Source organism: Alkalicoccus saliphilus, assembly GCF_003044065.1.
GTDB lineage: Bacteria > Bacillota > Bacilli > Bacillales > Salisediminibacteriaceae > Alkalicoccus > Alkalicoccus saliphilus.
This window is the reverse complement of record NZ_PZJJ01000007.1, coordinates 80,504-95,844: the sequence shown is the minus strand read 5'-3', so window position 1 is coordinate 95,844 and position 15,341 is coordinate 80,504. Positions and strand designations below refer to the sequence as shown.

Here is a 15,341-nt window from a genome sequence, read left to right as displayed (position 1 = left end):
TCTTTCTTTTTCCCTCATGCCTTTTTTTGTTCCAGTGCTGATGCCTACAAATAATAAAAGGGGGAATTAACATGTTTAAACGATTTTTTGGACAGCTTCAGCGGATCGGTAAATCCCTGATGCTTCCGGTGGCAATACTTCCGGCTGCCGGACTGCTTCTCGCTTTCGGTAACGCAATGCGGAACCCGAATATGGTCAATCTCATGCCTTTTCTTGAAAACGATATCTTTGTCAGCCTTGCGACGATGATGGAATCGGCCGGGGGGATAGTTTTTGACAACCTCGCCTTAATATTCGCACTCGGTGTGGCGGTCGGTCTCGCTAACGGAGCCGGTGTCGCGGCACTTGCCGCCCTCGTTGGTTTTCTCGTCATGAACGTAACGATGGGGGTTATGGGAGGACTGACTGTAGAAGGAGTGCTTGCTTCTGATAATCCTGCCGAAGCACTCGTTCTCGGTATACCGACGCTTCAGACAGGAGTGTTCGGCGGTATTATTATCGGCGCCCTCGCTGCCTGGGCCTACAACCGCTATTATGCGATCGAACTGCCGGCTTTTCTTGGTTTTTTTGCAGGCAAACGCTTCGTACCGATCGTTACTGCATTCGCTTCTTTTTTCGTCGGGGCCGCTCTTTTCTTCATCTGGCCTCCGATTCAGACAGGAATGAACACAGCTTCCCAGTTTCTGATGGAAGAAGCGATGACCGTTGCCGTATTTTTCTTTGGATTTATTAAACGTCTTCTTATTCCGTTCGGTCTGCATCATATTTTTCATGCGCCGTTCTGGTTCGAATTCGGTACGTATACGAATGCAGCCGGTAATATAGTTACCGGTGACATGAATATCTTCTTTGCCCAGCTGCAGGATCAGGCGGAGCTCACTGCCGGACACTTTATGGCCGGAGAATTTCCAATTATGATGTTTGGTCTTCCGGCCGCAGCACTGGCGATGTATCATCAGGCCCGCCCTGAAAATAAAAAAGTGGTCGGCGGACTTTTAGGATCTGCTGCCTTAACGTCTTTTCTCACGGGAATTACAGAACCAATTGAATTCTCCTTCCTGTTTCTCAGCCCGCTTCTCTTCGTTATTCACGCGGTGCTCGATGGAATATCCTTTGTTATACTTTACTGGCTGAACATAAATATGGGCTATACCTTTTCCGGGGGAGCCATTGATTTCTTCCTCTTCGGGGTAGTGCCCGGACGAGAACCGTGGTGGATTGTCATTCTTGTCGGTCTCGTATTTGCCGTCATTTATTACGTGCTGTTCACGTTTATGATCAAAAAATTCAACCTTATGACTCCCGGCCGGGAGAAAAACGGCGGCGCCGGCGAACACGGAGCTTCCAGCGGGAAAGCTGCCCAGACAGAGCTTCCTTCCCAGATCATTAAAGCATTCGGCGGGAAAGAAAACCTTACCCACCTTGATGCCTGCATCACACGTCTTCGTATTTCCGTAAAAGACAGTGGTCAGGTTGATAAAGAGCGTCTAAAGGAGCTTGGGGCTTCCGGAGTAATGCAGGTCGATAAGAACGTGCAGGCAATTTTCGGACCGCGTTCAGAAACAATTAAAAGTCAGATGGAAGATGTAATCAGCGGTAAAACTCCTTCCGCTCCGGAACCGGGACCGGAGGAAACGATCGGACCGGTAAAAAGCAGCATTACGCTTTCCATGCCGATTACTGGTGACATTAAAGAACTTGCTGAAGTGCCGGACGATATGTTTGCTCAAAAAATGATGGGAGACGGGTTTGCAGTCGACCCTTCAGAAGGCATTGTCGTTTCACCGGCAGATGCGAAAGTCGTTCAGCTCTTCCATACAAAACATGCTGTCGGGCTTGAAACAGAAGATGGAACAGAAATTTTGATCCATGTAGGTATTGATACAGTAAATATGAAAGGTGAAGGCTTTACGGCCTTTGTAGAACAGGGAGACACTGTCCGTGTCGGTGATAAGCTGCTTGAATTTGATATTGATAAAATCAAAAGAGAAGCTAAATCCGCCGTTACTCCGGTTATCTTTACCAACCTGGACGAAAGTCAGACCGTTCATATTGAAAAAACCGGCCGTGTAGAGCGCGGAGAAACAGGACCGGTGCGTATTTCCTGATAAAAAAAGTGTTTTTAACAGTTAGTGAAGAAGAAAACCTCCCTGTAGAATAAAGATTCCAAGGGTGTATCTGAATTAACAAAATGCCGGCCTCAATTTTGGAGAAAAACCGAAAATTATTCATAGAAAAAAGCTGCGGAAAAATCCGCAGCTTTTTTTATTATTCCGGCTCAATCAGGCCGTATCGGCCGTCGCGCCGTTTATAAACAACGTTTGTGTCTCCATTAACCGAATTAGAGAAGACAAAGAAGTTATGGCCGAGCATATCCATCTGAAGAATTGCCTCTTCCGCATCCATTGGTTTCAGATCGAACCGTTTTGTACGGACAATTTCAATGTCTTCATCAGGAAATTCTTCTTCCGCCAGTGGTTCCAGTTCGTTTTTAAACATGTATTTCAGGCTGTCATCTCCGCGGTATTTGCGGTTAACCTTTGTTTTGTGTTTACGGATCTGACGCTCGAGTTTTTCAACTACGAGGTCAACGGCTGCATACATATCAGCATGCTTTTCCTCCGCACGAAGTAGGAGCTTAGGCATCGGAATGGTAATCTCCACTCTCTGCTCTTTATTGAGGATACTCATTTTTACATGAACGTCAGAAGAAGGAGTGGTGTCAAAATATCTCTCCAGCTTTCCTACCTTCTTTTCGACATGATCTTTCAGAGCCTCGGTTACTTCCATGTTTTCGCCACGAATATTAAAATTCATAAGCTAACAACTCCTTTCGGTTATACGATATGTTATTCTAGGTTCCCTCCGAAAAGTCCTGCTCAAACATTCATTTTCTCTAAAAAGATTCATATAAAACGGTCCGGAACCGTCTGCCGTCCTCCTTTCTCCGGAGCCCGCTATGGATAAAAAACGCCCCCTTCAATGCTGTGCGCACACCGGGGGCGTTTCTACGGCAGATACTACTTTTTCATTACATTGGACGCCTGGGGGCCGCGTGCACCTTCCACAATGTCAAATTCAACTTCCTGGCCCTCTTCCAGCGTTTTATATCCTTCTTCATCAATAGCGGAATAATGAACAAAAATATCTTCACTGTTTTCAACTTCAATAAAACCGAATCCTTTTTCCGCATTAAACCATTTTACTTTTCCGAGCATAGGAATCACTCATTCCTTTCCTAAAAAGTAATGTGTTCCTCTTTTTCTACTCTAAATATACCAATCAGATATTTTTCCGTCAACGACAAATAGTCAGACAATTCCGTTTAATGTTCAGGATTTTTATAGTATTTTTTTAGTTCTTTAGGCTCATTTAAGAATTTTAGAATACGTTTATATTAAATAAAGGCACTGCTTCAACCCATATTTTTACTTCTTTTATAAATTTTATTTTTATTAGTAGGTATAACCGGCTATACTCCGGTTCTATACATAATATTTTGACAGGAGGACAGAGGTTTATCCAATACACCAGTTAATCCAGCATTTCAATCCACTACTACAACCAATTAAAAGGAGCGAGTTTATTTATGCTTAATCAATTTATTTTCATTGGAAGAATGGCAAAAAATCCACAGCTTATAACTACACAGAACGGTTCCTCCCTCACCCGCTTTACCCTCGCTGTCCGCAGACCTTATCGTAACAGCAGCGGCAGCTACGATACAGATTTCGTTCAGATCGTTTCCTGGAACAAGCTGGCAGAAAGAGTAGCTGATTACTGCGGTACCGGATCGCTTGTGTCCGTCAAAGGACGGGTGCAGATGCGTCAGCTTCTCGTAGGAGAAGACAAGCAGATTTCTGTTCCGGACGTAGTGGCGGATCAGGTTACTTTTCTAAAACTGAACAAAGTGGGAGACGGTGGCGATTTCACTGAAGAAGAACTGGAAGGCGGTCATCCCACTGCCGAAGATTTTCCTGCCGATCAGGAATATCCGGCGTAGCGGGCGGCTCCCATGACAGAACTTGAGTTATTAAAAGTTGTTGTCCGCCGGCTGGCCAGACTCGAAAAAATTATTATTAAGCAGGAGGATCTCTATGATCTATCCGAACAGCTTGATGAACAGTCGGATGCCATCCGCCACCTTCACACGACGATTGCTGAATTCAAAGGTGCTGTCGACTCTCATCATATGGAAAACATTAACTCCGACGATATGCTTCTGCGGTCGATTCTGCATCAGTCACCGGATAAATGATCAGGTCCGGTTTCCTGACATGTATTTCCGACTGTTCTAATAAAGAACGTAAAACTTCTGCTTTCTACGTAACGAAAAAAGCTTTCTCCGGGGGGAGAAAGCTTTTTTCAGGCTGTTTATAAAGTGTTTTTTATACATGCCTATGCATTTCCCTGCTTTCGCCTCCTCAGGACGCTTTCCGGGCGGGCCGGCTTCAGCTAATTTCTTCCTCCCACTGTTCGGAAGAAATGGATCTTCTGCTCGTCCTATCTCGCCTCGGAGTCGCCTGCTGCAGCTCCAGCAGGAAAATAAAAAGAAGGTTTCTCTTCTAAAAAATGTGTTGATTCCGCCCTTTCTTCCATTCAGGAGAGGCTTTTTCCTCCGGAACGACCGGCGGGGACGCCGGTGGGATAAAGCGAAGTCGGAAGATCCTTTTCCATGGCCGAAGGGCTGGAAAATAGCTGATGACGAGCCCCACGGCAAGCTTCCGCCGGGGAGTGCAGGAGAAAGCTATACGCTCAGAAGAATAATTATTCTGAAACCAAGACTTAATCAACACTCTGAAAAAAGCTTTCTCCGGGTGGAGAAAGCTTTTTTGCTTTTCCTGAAGATATTCCTTCCTGAAATCACTGATGGTTTCTTTATTATCACGACTATGTACTTAGGTAGTTATCATTATTTTATAATTACAGGAAATTATTAGTTTAATCAGGAAATAATAGGGCATAAAACCTTAAGAGCTGTTTACAGCTGTCTGTGCCGGAAGTTCTACACGCAGCTCTGTTTTGCAGATTTGACTGTCCTGTAAATTTCAAGCGGTTATTTATAAAGATTGAAATTCAGCTGTCCGAAGAAAACGACGTTAATTTTCTTCACTTAACCGGCATTTACTATTAAACAAGGGGTGGAAAAATGAAAAATGAAGTGTCGATACAAATAGACGGTGTCCTCATCAAAGCTGATGGAAACAAGTCTGTGCTGGACAATTTAAATGAACATGCAGTGGAAGTCCCCCAGCTCTGCTATCATCCGAGCCTCGGTCCTATTAAAACCTGTGATTCCTGCATTGTAGAAGTAAACGGTGAGCTTGTGAGAGCCTGTGATACTCCGACAGAAAGCGGCGCAAAGATCGACACGAAACATAAAGATGTAAGAGATTCACAGGTTATGGCAATGGACCGTATCCTACATAACCATGAGCTGTACTGTACTGTGTGCGACTATAACAATGGAACGTGCGAAATTCATAACGCTGTAAAAGACATGAAAATTAATCATCAGAGTATTCCTTTCGAACCAAAACCGGCTCCTAAAGACAATTCCCACCCCTACTACCGCTACGATCCCGACCAGTGCATTTTATGCGGACGCTGTGTGGAAGCCTGTCAGGACCTGCAGGTAACCGAAACACTTTCCATCGACTGGAAAAGCGACCGTCCCCGGGTTATATGGGACAATGACGTACCGATTAATGAATCTTCCTGTGTTTCCTGCGGCCACTGCTCTACGGTCTGTCCATGCAACGCTATGATGGAAAAAGGCATGGAAGGCAAAGCCGGCTACATGACAGGGCTTGACCAGAAGACTCTCCGTCCGATGATTGAGCTCACAAAAAACGTAGAAACCGGCTACGGATCGATTCTCGCTATTTCCGACATGGAAGCCTCGATGCGCGATTCGAAAATAAAGAAAACTAAGACGGTCTGTACTTACTGCGGAGTGGGATGCAGTTTCGATGTGTGGACCCAGGACCGGGAAATTCTTAAAGTTGAACCACATGTCGCTGCCCCGGCCAACGGAATTTCCACGTGTGTGAAAGGAAAATTCGGATGGGATTACGTCAACAGCCAGGAACGTCTGACAAAGCCGCTCATCCGTGAAGGCGACCGTTTCCGGGAAGCTGAATGGGAGGAAGCCTACAGCCTGATTGCGGAGAAAATGAAAAAAATCAGTGGAGAACACGGAAAAGATGCGCTCAGCTTCATCAGCTCCTCCAAGACGACAAACGAAGAGTCCTACTTGATGCAGAAACTCGCCCGTGCTGTATTCGGTACAAATAACGTGGATAACTGTTCCCGCTACTGTCAGACACCGGCCACGGAAGGTCTTTTCCGGACAGTCGGTCACGGCGGGGATTCCGGAAGTATTACCGATATTCAGCAGGCAGAACTCGTTTTGATCATCGGCTCGAACACCGCCGAATCACATCCTGTACTGGCCACACGCGTTAAAAGGGCCCAAAAACTTCACGGTCAGAAAGTAATTGTCTCCGACCTCAGAAAACATGAAATGGCGTCCAGAGCCGATATGTTCCTGCATCCGAAATCCGGATCTGACCTTGTCTGGCTTTCCGCCGTTACGAAATACATCGTAGACAATGATCTTCACGACAAATCCTTCCTCGCTGAGCGGGTAAACGGCATGGAGGAGTATATTCAGTCACTTGAAAAATATACGCTTGACTACGCGGAAGAACAGACCGGGCTTTCAAAGAAGGAAATGAAGCAGGCAGCAGAAATGATTGCCAAAGCAGACACCGTCTGCAGCCTCTGGGCGATGGGTGTTACACAGCACCTCGGAGGAAGTGATACGAGTACGGCCATTTCCAACCTCATGCTCATTACAGGCAACTACGGAAAGCCTGGCGCAGGCACTTACCCTCTCCGCGGTCATAACAACGTTCAGGGCGCGAGTGATTTCGGCAGTATGCCGAACAAATATCCATCCTACGAAAACGTAACGGACAACGAAGTGAGAGAAAAATATGAAAGAGCCTGGGGAGCAGAGCTTTCCGCGGATATTGGATGGAACAACCATGAGATGGTGGAAGCTATTCATAACGGAAACCTGAAAGCGATGTACCTTAAAGGAGAAGACATGGGAATCGTGGATTCCAACATCAACTATGTTCATGAAGCGTTTGAAAAGCTTGATTTTTTCGTTGTACAGGACATCTTTCTTTCCAAAACTGCTGAATTTGCTGACGTGGTGCTTCCTGCGAGCCCAAGCCTTGAAAAGGAAGGCACTTTTACAAACACAGAAAGAAGAATACAAAGACTCTACCAGGCATTGGAACCACTCGGAGATTCAAAGCCCGACTGGCAGATCATTATGGAACTTGCCAACACCCTGGGAGCAGAATGGAACTATGAGCATCCTGCTGACATTATGGCAGAAGCTTCCGCACTCGCCCCACTCTTTGCCGGCGTCAGCTACGAACTTCTGGAAGGATATAAGAGCCTTCAGTGGCCGGTAGAACCGGACGGTACGGATACACCTCTTTTATTTGAAAAGGAATTTCCGCTCCCGGAAGGAAAAGCCAAGCTTTTCCCTGTCGACTGGACACCGCCGCTACAGTACGACGAGCAGTATGACCTTCATGTGAACAACGGCCGTCTTCTCGAGCATTTCCATGAAGGCAACATGACTTATAAAGCGGAAGGTATCACAAGTAAAACGCCGGGAGTTTTCCTGGAAGTTTCGCCGGAGCTTGCCTCGGAGCGGGGACTGGAAGAAGGAACACTCGTCCGCCTCACTTCCCCTTATGGATCCGTAAAAGTTTCATGCATTATAACCGACCGGGTAACAGGCAATGAGCTTTATCTTCCGATGAACGATTCAGGAGTCGGCGCTGTGAACCAGCTGACAAGCAGCAGAGCAGATAAAGATACCGACACTCCTGCCTACAAAGAAGTATCGGCTAAAATGGAAATATTAAAAGCCAAAGGAGAGAGCCCTCTGCCGGATACAAACCACCGTCGCGGGAATCCGCAGCCTCAAATCGGTGTAAAAGTGGAAGAAAAGTGGGCCCGGAGCGATTACGCTTTCCCTGGTGACCTCGTACGCAGACGAAAGGGGGCAGGAAAGTAATGGCGCGACCTACAAGAAAAATTGAAAGAATACCTATTACAAAAGAGCAGGAACGAAGAGAATCCCTCCAGCAGGTCCAGGATGCACTGGCCGATAACAACGAAGCAGTGCTCGGAGCAATTCAGCTGTTGAAAAGTCTTCATGAAAGCGGCACGCTCCAATTTTTAAACGGTATGTTTGCCGAAGGCGATAAAATTCTCGATGTTATTGTCACGGAGGCTGCCAAAGATGAAAATACGAATGCCATTAAAAACCTCCTTCTTATGGGAGGGACCCTCGGAAAACTGAACATACAGGATGTAGAACCGCTTCTCCTTAAATTAAACCACGGTGTTCAGCGGGTTGCTGAAGATCCGGAACCGAGAGAATCCACGAGCTATCTGGCACTCCTTAAAAAGCTCAAAGATCCGGACGTTAACCGCTCTTTAACATTAATGATCCGATTTTTAGAAGGACTGGGTTCCGAAACAGAAAGCGAAGAAAGAAACTAATTAATAGGGAGGGATTCGGGAACAGAGTTGTTCCGTCGGATCCCTTCTAACTTTCTATGGAAACTGACGAAGGAGTGAGGACAACTGTGGGAAACGACAAAAAAGTTAAAAACCGCTGGCTGATTGCCGCAGCGGCTGTAGGTATCCATATATCTATTGGTTCCGTCTATTCGTGGAGCGTTTTTACGACACCGCTGAATGAAACGTTCGGCTGGGGACTGACAGGAATATCTTTAACATTCAGTATTGCTATTTTATTTCTCGGGCTCTCCGCTGCATTTATGGGTCACTTTGTTGAAAAATATGGTCCCAGAGTTTCCGGCCTTGTAGCAACGGTGTTTTTCGGAGCCGGGATGCTCGGGTCCGGTCTGGCTGTGCAGCTGGAATCTCTTTATATGCTTTATTTTTTCTATGGCATGCTTGGCGGTTTTGGTCTCGGAGTCGGCTACATCACCCCCGTTTCCTCTCTCGTGAAGTGGTTCCCGGACCGCCGGGGCCTTGCTACCGGCCTTGCCATCATGGGCTTTGGTTTCGCTTCCCTTATTGCAAGTCCGGTGATCCAGATGCTGATTGGAAATGTCGGCATTGCTTCCACTTTTTATATTCTGGGCGGCGTATATTTTGTTGTTATGCTCCTTTCTGCTCTTTATCTGGAACGCCCCCCGGAAGGCTGGAAGCCTCAGGGGATGCGTGACAAGGAGGAAAACGGTGAAGAACCGGCTCAGGACATCTCCTACCTTAGAGCCAACGAAGCTATTAAAACGAGGCGGTTTTACCTTCTCTGGTTAATGCTCTTTATTAACATTACATGCGGCATTGCTATTCTTTCCGTCGCCTCGCCTATGGGTCAGGAAATCGCAGGCCTTACCGCGGGTGCAGCTGCAACAATGGTTGGAATAATGGGCTTTTTCAATGGGGCAGGAAGACTCGCCTGGGCCTCTATTTCGGACTACATTGGGCGGCCGAACGTGTATACAATCTTTTTCATCATTCAGATTGTTTCTTTCATCGCCCTCCCGAGTCTTACGCACGCTTTAATCTTCCAGGCCGTTCTCTTTTTGATTATGACGTGCTACGGCGGAGGTTTTGCTTCTGTACCAGCTTATATCGGCGACATTTTCGGTACGAAGCAGCTCGGCGCGATTCACGGCTATATTCTTACAGCCTGGGCTGCGGCCGGCCTGCTTGGCCCGGTTCTCGTATCATGGCTTCGTGAGGCAACTGACAGCTATGCTCTGACTATGTATATATTCGGCGGAATGTTTGTAGTCGCTCTTATAGCTTCCTTGATTATCCGCATCGATATCAATAAGCTGAAAAAGCAGCATGAAGAAGATCGGATGGCTGCTGAATAAAAAAAGACCTCCAGGAAACTCTTATAGAGTTTCCTGGAGGTCTTTTGCAAAGTATTGATTAAGCCTTGCTTTCAGGACAGGTTAGTTCTTTTTATTTTCCTTCTGAAGCTTGAGCAGTGGTCTGCGTGAATCCATGCTCTCTAAAAGAATTGAGATGAGCCCGTCCCGACCGGAAGCGTCCCGCGGAGGCGAAAGAAAAGAACTTTTTATCTATACATACAAAAGTTCTTTTTCCCTGGTGCTTCTGCCATAAAAGCCGGACAATACTCCATCATGCTTTTTCGCCGGGCTCTGCTACAATATACTGCATGTTTCCTTCCAAATGTAACGGAGAAGTCCCTTCCGTAACAACAAAATGATCTCCCTGACGGAAGGTGTGTGTTTCTTTTTCATTATGTGCGGTTCCTTCTCCGCGCAGCACTGTAATGAGCTGATAAGGAGCTCTTTTTCTCAAAACTGTTTTTCCGTCAAGCGTGATATTTCGAATCGAGAAAAATTCAGAGTCTATCAGTTCTTCCACTTTAGCATCTTCCTCAGCCCATTCCCTTTTGTCCGGGGTTCTGTCTTCATGAGGAACCATGGAACAGGCTATCGAGTCTTCTATATGCAGTTCCCTCAGGCTTCCATCACTGTCCGGGCGGTCATAATCGTAAAACCTGTATGTAATGTCCGAACTCTGCTGGACTTCAAGCAGCACTATTCCCGCTCCTATCGCATGAACTGTACCGCTCGGAACATAGATAAAATCCCCTTTTTTTACCGGCACCCGCCTGAACAGCTCATCCCAGCGCCCCGATTGGGCCATTCTGGTAAGTTCCTCCCTGGAGCGGGCATGGTGACCGAGAACTAATTCTGCTTCCGGACGGGCCGATACGATATACCAGCATTCCGTTTTCCCATAAGCATATCCCTCTTTTTTCCTGGCATAGTCATCGTCCGGATGAACCTGCACAGATAAATCCTGGGCAGCATCAATAAATTTGACCAGAAGCGGAAACTCGCCGCTGCCCCCGCCGAAAAGACCCGGTTTTTCTTCCCATAATGCACGGAGAGTTTTACCGGCATAGGGGCCTTCCTCAATAATGCTTTCACCGTTTTCATGACCGGATATACCCCAGCACTCTCCTGTATTTTCAGAAGGAATGGGATATCCAAACTCTTTTTCCAGAGCGTTTCCGCCCCACACCTTTTCCTTGAAAACCGGCTTCATCCTCAGTAAAAAGGACACTGCTCCCACTTCCCTTCTTCCACCTTATTTATCACAGCACGTTGTCAGTGCTTCCTGCAGGTATTTCCCCCGCTGTTACTGGTTTTATTCTAATACGCGGCTAAGCAACTTGCAAACTGCTTCCTATGCACCGATCCCGGAAAGAAAATCATCTATATACAGAGGGAAGCTGAACTGCGATATAAAAACCCCGTCAGCTTATTACTGACAGGGTTTGGGCTGTGCTTTGCAGGAAAGATTCTATGGCTTAGGAATCTCCTTCTTTTTTCGAGAGGCGCACGAGTGCTCTCGCAATGTGGCGCTTTTCTTCCTCTTCCGCCGACTTCCATAGTTCCTGAAGCAGTTTTTCTTCCGGGTTACGCGGCTCTTCGTGTTTTTTCAGATGCTCTGCTACACGTTCCGCGCCTTTTGCAAGCTGTTCTTCCCCAAGTCCGATTTTCTCTCCACGGTTCACTTGTTTATTCAAGTAGTCCATGAAGCCCTGAAAACTTTCAAGAATATCTTTCTTCTGATCTTCTGAAACATTTTCCAATTTTTCTTCTGCCTGTTGTTTTGGATCCATAAAAATAACGCCTCCTTGAATGTTATCTTCCACAGACAGCTATACCACGCCTTTCGGATTCCTAATCTTATTCATTCAAATTTATTACTTTAGTTCCTGTTATTGGTTCTTAGGACACACAAGCCTTTTTAACTTATAAAACTCGTCTCTGCCATAGCCTGGATGCCGTTTTAGTTGCTTCCCGGACCACCAAACTGTGTTGTTTACAGATTTAAGTCTGAGTTCCCCTGGTCATAAATTCCCATATTCGGTCATGCATGCCCGGAAGCCTTTCGTGGGCAAAATCGGGAAAAGTAACAATTTGTTTAACTGTATGCAGTTTATTAAAGGCTGCAAACTGTGTCGAAGGCGGACAGACTGTGTCTATCAGACCCGTTCCCATAAGTACTTCCGCTTTTACCCACGGCATAAAATGCTGAATGTCGATGTAGCCGAGACGCCGGAAAACCTCATCTTTTTGACTGTGTACAGGATCAAAGCGCCGGAAGTGTCTGCGGAGATCCTGATATGCTTCTACATCAAGATCCATTTCCCATATACGCAGGAAGTCACTTAGAAAAGGATAGACAGCAGCTGTTCGGCGGATACGGGGCTCCAGAGCAGCACATACGAGCGCAAGAGCACCGCCTTGGGAAAAGCCGGTTGTATTGACACGATTCTCATCTATGCTGTTCATGTTCATTACGAGGTCCGCAAGCTGGACTGTATCCAGGTAAACACTGCGGTAAAATAAAGAATCTGGTCCGTCCTGAAGTCCCCGCGTGACGTGACCCTGAAGCGTATTGCCGAAAACACCCCCCGGATCCGAAGATGTCCCTCCCTGCCCTCTTACATCCATGGCAAATACAGCAAACCCGGCAGCCGCATAAGCGAGTTTCGATGACCAGTCGCCGGAATCCATACTGTATCCATGAAACTCCAATAATGCCGGAAATTTATCAACCCCTGCAGGAAGCTCGTGCGGCTGAATATATTTAACGTGAATACGTGCTCCATCCACGCCTGTAAAATAAAGGTCATAGCAGTCGGCAAACGGCACGCGGAAAGCCGCCTGCTTTATTTCCATATCCGGAACCACTGCATGCATTTCTTTCAATGCCCGCTCCCAATATCCTTTAAAATCTGCCGGTTTCGGATTTCTTCCTTCATACGTATACAGTTTATCAAGCGGCATATCAATGACGGGCATAGTCTGACCCCCTGCTCTCTCCAGCTGACTTCACACAAGCGCGCCATTTCTCCAGCTGTGGCAGATATTCTTCGTATACGAGATGCATACGGTCTGCTGACTCCATTGTTTCCTCTTCAAGAGACGCTGCCCTCTGCACGGTTTTATAAAAAGTCTGCAGCACGTTCATACACTTCTTATCCTCTTTGAAAATAGAAAACAGTGTTATGTTTTCCGGATGGTATGGAAGGAGTCCGCTGCTTACAGAGGAGAGAAGACGATCAGCAATATCCTCGTCCCCCTGAATAGAGCACTCCCCTGCATAGCGCACTGCTTCGTCCACTTCCTTAAGAAACTCTTCGTAACGTTTCAGAAAATCATTTTGTTTCTTCGTTAATTTATTCATTTCCCTGCTTCCTCCCAGCCTCTGTCTTTCCATAATTTTATCATTTTTTTGCCGGTTATTCCTCCAGCGCCCAGCGTCTGTCCTTCATGAAAGAAACAGTAAGCCACTTTTTGGGGGCGGCATCATTCATGGAGCCGGCAATTTTTTCTCTGATCTGATCCTGGATTTTTAAAGACCCAAGATCATCGGAAGCTGTGACAAAATCAATTTCCACCCATATCGTACGGCCCACTTTCGTTACTCGAAGGAAGCTTTCTTCAATACCGTACTCGTCTTTCACTTCCTGAACGGAAGATTCAATTCTCTTTTGAACCGGACCTTCCGGGCTCATTTCAAGAACTTCCCGGAGAGCCTTTTTCATTTCTTTGAGAGGAAACTGGAGAAAGTAGAAAGATACAGCTATAACCATTAATGGATCAATATAAGGAATCAGCCACAAAGCTGTTTCTGTTATTTGAAGGAGAAATGCTGCCAGAAAGCCGATAAAAACTCCGACACTTACGAGTGAATCCATCAGCCACTGATTTGCTTCCGCCTTAATAAGCGCTGAACCTTTTTCTGCGTATCTTTTTAAAAAGTAAAAGACACCGAGACATGCCGACATGCCGATCAGAGAATACACAAATGCAGGACCGACCTGCATTTCTCTTCCGCCCTGAAATAAAGCAGCGGCGGCGGCAAGAAAAGAAGCTGCCACCAGTATGAGAATGACAGCGTATTTAATCAGCACAACGAGCGGTTCTACGCTGTCCTTCCCGAAAGGAAACCTCTTCCAGTCAGCCTTTGACATAAAGCCTGCGGCAAGAAGAGACATGTAGGAAAGTACAACACTGATCAGGGAATAAAGACCATCAAACAAAATCATCTGGGACTGAAATAAGATGCCCAGTATGATTCCTGCCCCCGAAAAAAGGATGGCCGCAGCAACGGACACCCATAATAAGTTCTTTTCTTTATCATTATTCATTCTTTTCACCTCATAGTAATACTGCCCGCGACACAAAATAATACAGCTGCTCCTGCGCTTCGTTTTCATCTGTCTGCACAGCCTGGGACAAGTAGTGAGCCTCTGCCCCGTGTTCAATCAGTCCGATCGTATAATTCGCCAGATACTCTGTTTTCATACCGGACGTCACTTCTCCTTTTTCCTGCAGCTTATTCAGCCGCTCCATAAGCCATTCATAGTAAGGCCGGTAAATTTCGTCCCATCGTTCAAAGGAGTAGTAAAGAGAAATTCCTGCATAACAAAAACTTATCAAATCACGAAATTCTTCTGTTACAGCAAATGTTTCTTCAATCAGCAGCCGAAGCAGTCCTTCTCCATGCTCCGCTTCTTTTACGCGTTTTTTGATTCTCAGCAGCTGCTCAGATAAAATGCTTTCTGCAATTGCCGGCACAATTTCTTTTTTGGACGAAAAATATAAATAAAATGTTCCCTGCGCGACTCCGGCACGGCGGACAAACTGGGAAACGGATGCTTTTTCAAATCCGGTTTCCTTAATTACCTCCATCGCCGCATCCAATAACTGGTCATATTTGTTTTCTTTCGTTCGCATATCTTCCTCCCGTGCTCTTATTTCTTTAGTCTCCCATGTATTTATGAACAGCTTTCTTTTCAGGAAAAAAGATAAGTGACTGACTATCAGTCATTTATATTTATGTTAACACCCGGCTTTTGTATTGTCAAAGCTCCAGGAGGCTTCCGAGGACTTCCCTTCCCTTCTACAAAAAAAAGAGTAGTACAAACCAAGGCCATGGTTTGTACTACTAATGTTAGTATGTTTCCGGAGGGACCGGCCTCAGCTGATTTCTTCCGAGGGCATGGCTTCGCTCCTGCTCGCCTGCTGCAGCTTCAGCAATAAATAAAAAGAAGTTATCTCTTCTAAAAAACGTATTGTCCCCGCCCAATCTTCCATAAATAAGACTTAATCTACACTCTTAAAAGCTTTCCCTGGACTCCGGGGAAAGCTTTCTGATCGATTTATTTTATGATACTCTGAAAAATTTACTTTCACAGACGCTGT

At 46.1% G+C, this 15,341-nt stretch carries 15 protein-coding genes; 7 read left to right on the top strand and 8 right to left on the bottom strand.

The features are described 5' to 3' along the window. Positions 1–71: 71 nt before the first annotated feature. A complete protein-coding gene (gene ptsG, locus C6Y45_RS06340) occupies positions 72–2,108 on the top strand; it encodes a glucose-specific PTS transporter subunit IIBC (RefSeq protein ID WP_107584387.1) in 2,037 nt (678 codons plus the stop codon). A gap of 160 nt (positions 2,109–2,268) precedes the next feature. Here ptsG and hpf read toward each other — a convergent pair whose 3' ends face one another. Both hpf and C6Y45_RS06330 read right to left on the bottom strand, forming a co-directional pair. Beyond that, a complete protein-coding gene (gene hpf, locus C6Y45_RS06335) occupies positions 2,269–2,817 on the bottom strand; it encodes a ribosome hibernation-promoting factor, HPF/YfiA family (protein ID WP_107584386.1) in 549 nt (182 codons plus the stop codon). Positions 2,818–3,020: 203 nt separating this feature from the next. Next, complete coding sequence (locus C6Y45_RS06330) at positions 3,021–3,218, bottom strand: cold-shock protein (RefSeq protein WP_107584409.1); 198 nt, start codon at positions 3,216–3,218, stop codon at positions 3,021–3,023. 371 nt (positions 3,219–3,589) lie between these two features. Between C6Y45_RS06330 and C6Y45_RS06325 the strand changes: the two genes are divergently transcribed. The 6 genes from C6Y45_RS06325 (at position 3,590) to C6Y45_RS06300 (ending at position 9,953) form a co-directional block, all read left to right on the top strand. Further along, a complete protein-coding gene (locus C6Y45_RS06325; protein WP_107584385.1) occupies positions 3,590–4,003 on the top strand; it encodes a single-stranded DNA-binding protein in 414 nt (137 codons plus the stop codon). A gap of 12 nt (positions 4,004–4,015) precedes the next feature. Beyond that, on the top strand, positions 4,016–4,258 hold the full coding sequence (locus tag C6Y45_RS06320; protein WP_107584384.1) for a hypothetical protein: 243 nt from the start codon (positions 4,016–4,018) through the stop codon (positions 4,256–4,258). Positions 4,259–4,394: 136 nt separating this feature from the next. Then, the gene (locus C6Y45_RS17400) at positions 4,395–4,940 is read left to right on the top strand and encodes a hypothetical protein (protein ID WP_107584382.1); all 546 of its coding nucleotides are present in this window, start codon (positions 4,395–4,397) and stop codon (positions 4,938–4,940) included. A gap of 209 nt (positions 4,941–5,149) precedes the next feature. After that, a complete protein-coding gene (gene fdhF / locus C6Y45_RS06310) occupies positions 5,150–8,107 on the top strand; it encodes a formate dehydrogenase subunit alpha (RefSeq protein WP_107584380.1) in 2,958 nt (985 codons plus the stop codon). Then, positions 8,107–8,598, top strand: coding sequence for a helical membrane plugin domain-containing protein (locus tag C6Y45_RS06305; RefSeq protein ID WP_107584378.1), 492 nt, complete (start codon positions 8,107–8,109; stop codon positions 8,596–8,598). The genes fdhF and C6Y45_RS06305 overlap by 1 nt, the downstream gene beginning before the upstream one ends. Positions 8,599–8,684: 86 nt before the next feature. Beyond that, positions 8,685–9,953 carry an L-lactate MFS transporter gene (locus C6Y45_RS06300; RefSeq protein WP_245922596.1) on the top strand — a complete coding sequence of 423 codons (1,269 nt, stop codon included), beginning with the start codon at positions 8,685–8,687 and terminating at the stop codon, positions 9,951–9,953. Positions 9,954–10,224: 271 nt separating this feature from the next. Here the strand turns inward: C6Y45_RS06300 and manA are convergent, their stop codons facing one another. The 6 genes from manA to C6Y45_RS06270 all read right to left on the bottom strand — a co-directional run bounded on the left by manA (position 10,225) and on the right by C6Y45_RS06270 (position 14,873). Continuing rightward, positions 10,225–11,181, bottom strand: a complete 957-nt coding sequence (gene manA / locus C6Y45_RS06295) for a mannose-6-phosphate isomerase, class I (RefSeq protein ID WP_146159156.1) — start codon at positions 11,179–11,181, stop codon at positions 10,225–10,227. 247 nt (positions 11,182–11,428) lie between these two features. Next, positions 11,429–11,743, bottom strand: a complete 315-nt coding sequence (locus C6Y45_RS06290) for a DUF3243 family protein (protein ID WP_107584372.1) — start codon at positions 11,741–11,743, stop codon at positions 11,429–11,431. Between the two features lie 211 nt (positions 11,744–11,954). Further along, a complete protein-coding gene (locus C6Y45_RS06285; RefSeq protein WP_107584370.1) occupies positions 11,955–12,932 on the bottom strand; it encodes an alpha/beta fold hydrolase in 978 nt (325 codons plus the stop codon). Continuing rightward, a complete protein-coding gene (locus tag C6Y45_RS06280; RefSeq protein ID WP_146159155.1) occupies positions 12,919–13,317 on the bottom strand; it encodes a DUF8042 domain-containing protein in 399 nt (132 codons plus the stop codon). Before C6Y45_RS06280 ends, C6Y45_RS06285 begins: the two co-directional genes overlap by 14 nt. A 55-nt stretch (positions 13,318–13,372) precedes the next feature. After that, positions 13,373–14,284 carry a cation diffusion facilitator family transporter gene (locus C6Y45_RS06275; RefSeq protein WP_245922594.1) on the bottom strand — a complete coding sequence of 304 codons (912 nt, stop codon included), beginning with the start codon at positions 14,282–14,284 and terminating at the stop codon, positions 13,373–13,375. A 10-nt stretch (positions 14,285–14,294) separates the two neighbouring features. Beyond that, the gene (locus tag C6Y45_RS06270) at positions 14,295–14,873 is read right to left on the bottom strand and encodes a TetR/AcrR family transcriptional regulator (protein ID WP_107584363.1); all 579 of its coding nucleotides are present in this window, start codon (positions 14,871–14,873) and stop codon (positions 14,295–14,297) included. Positions 14,874–15,341 lie beyond the last annotated feature (468 nt).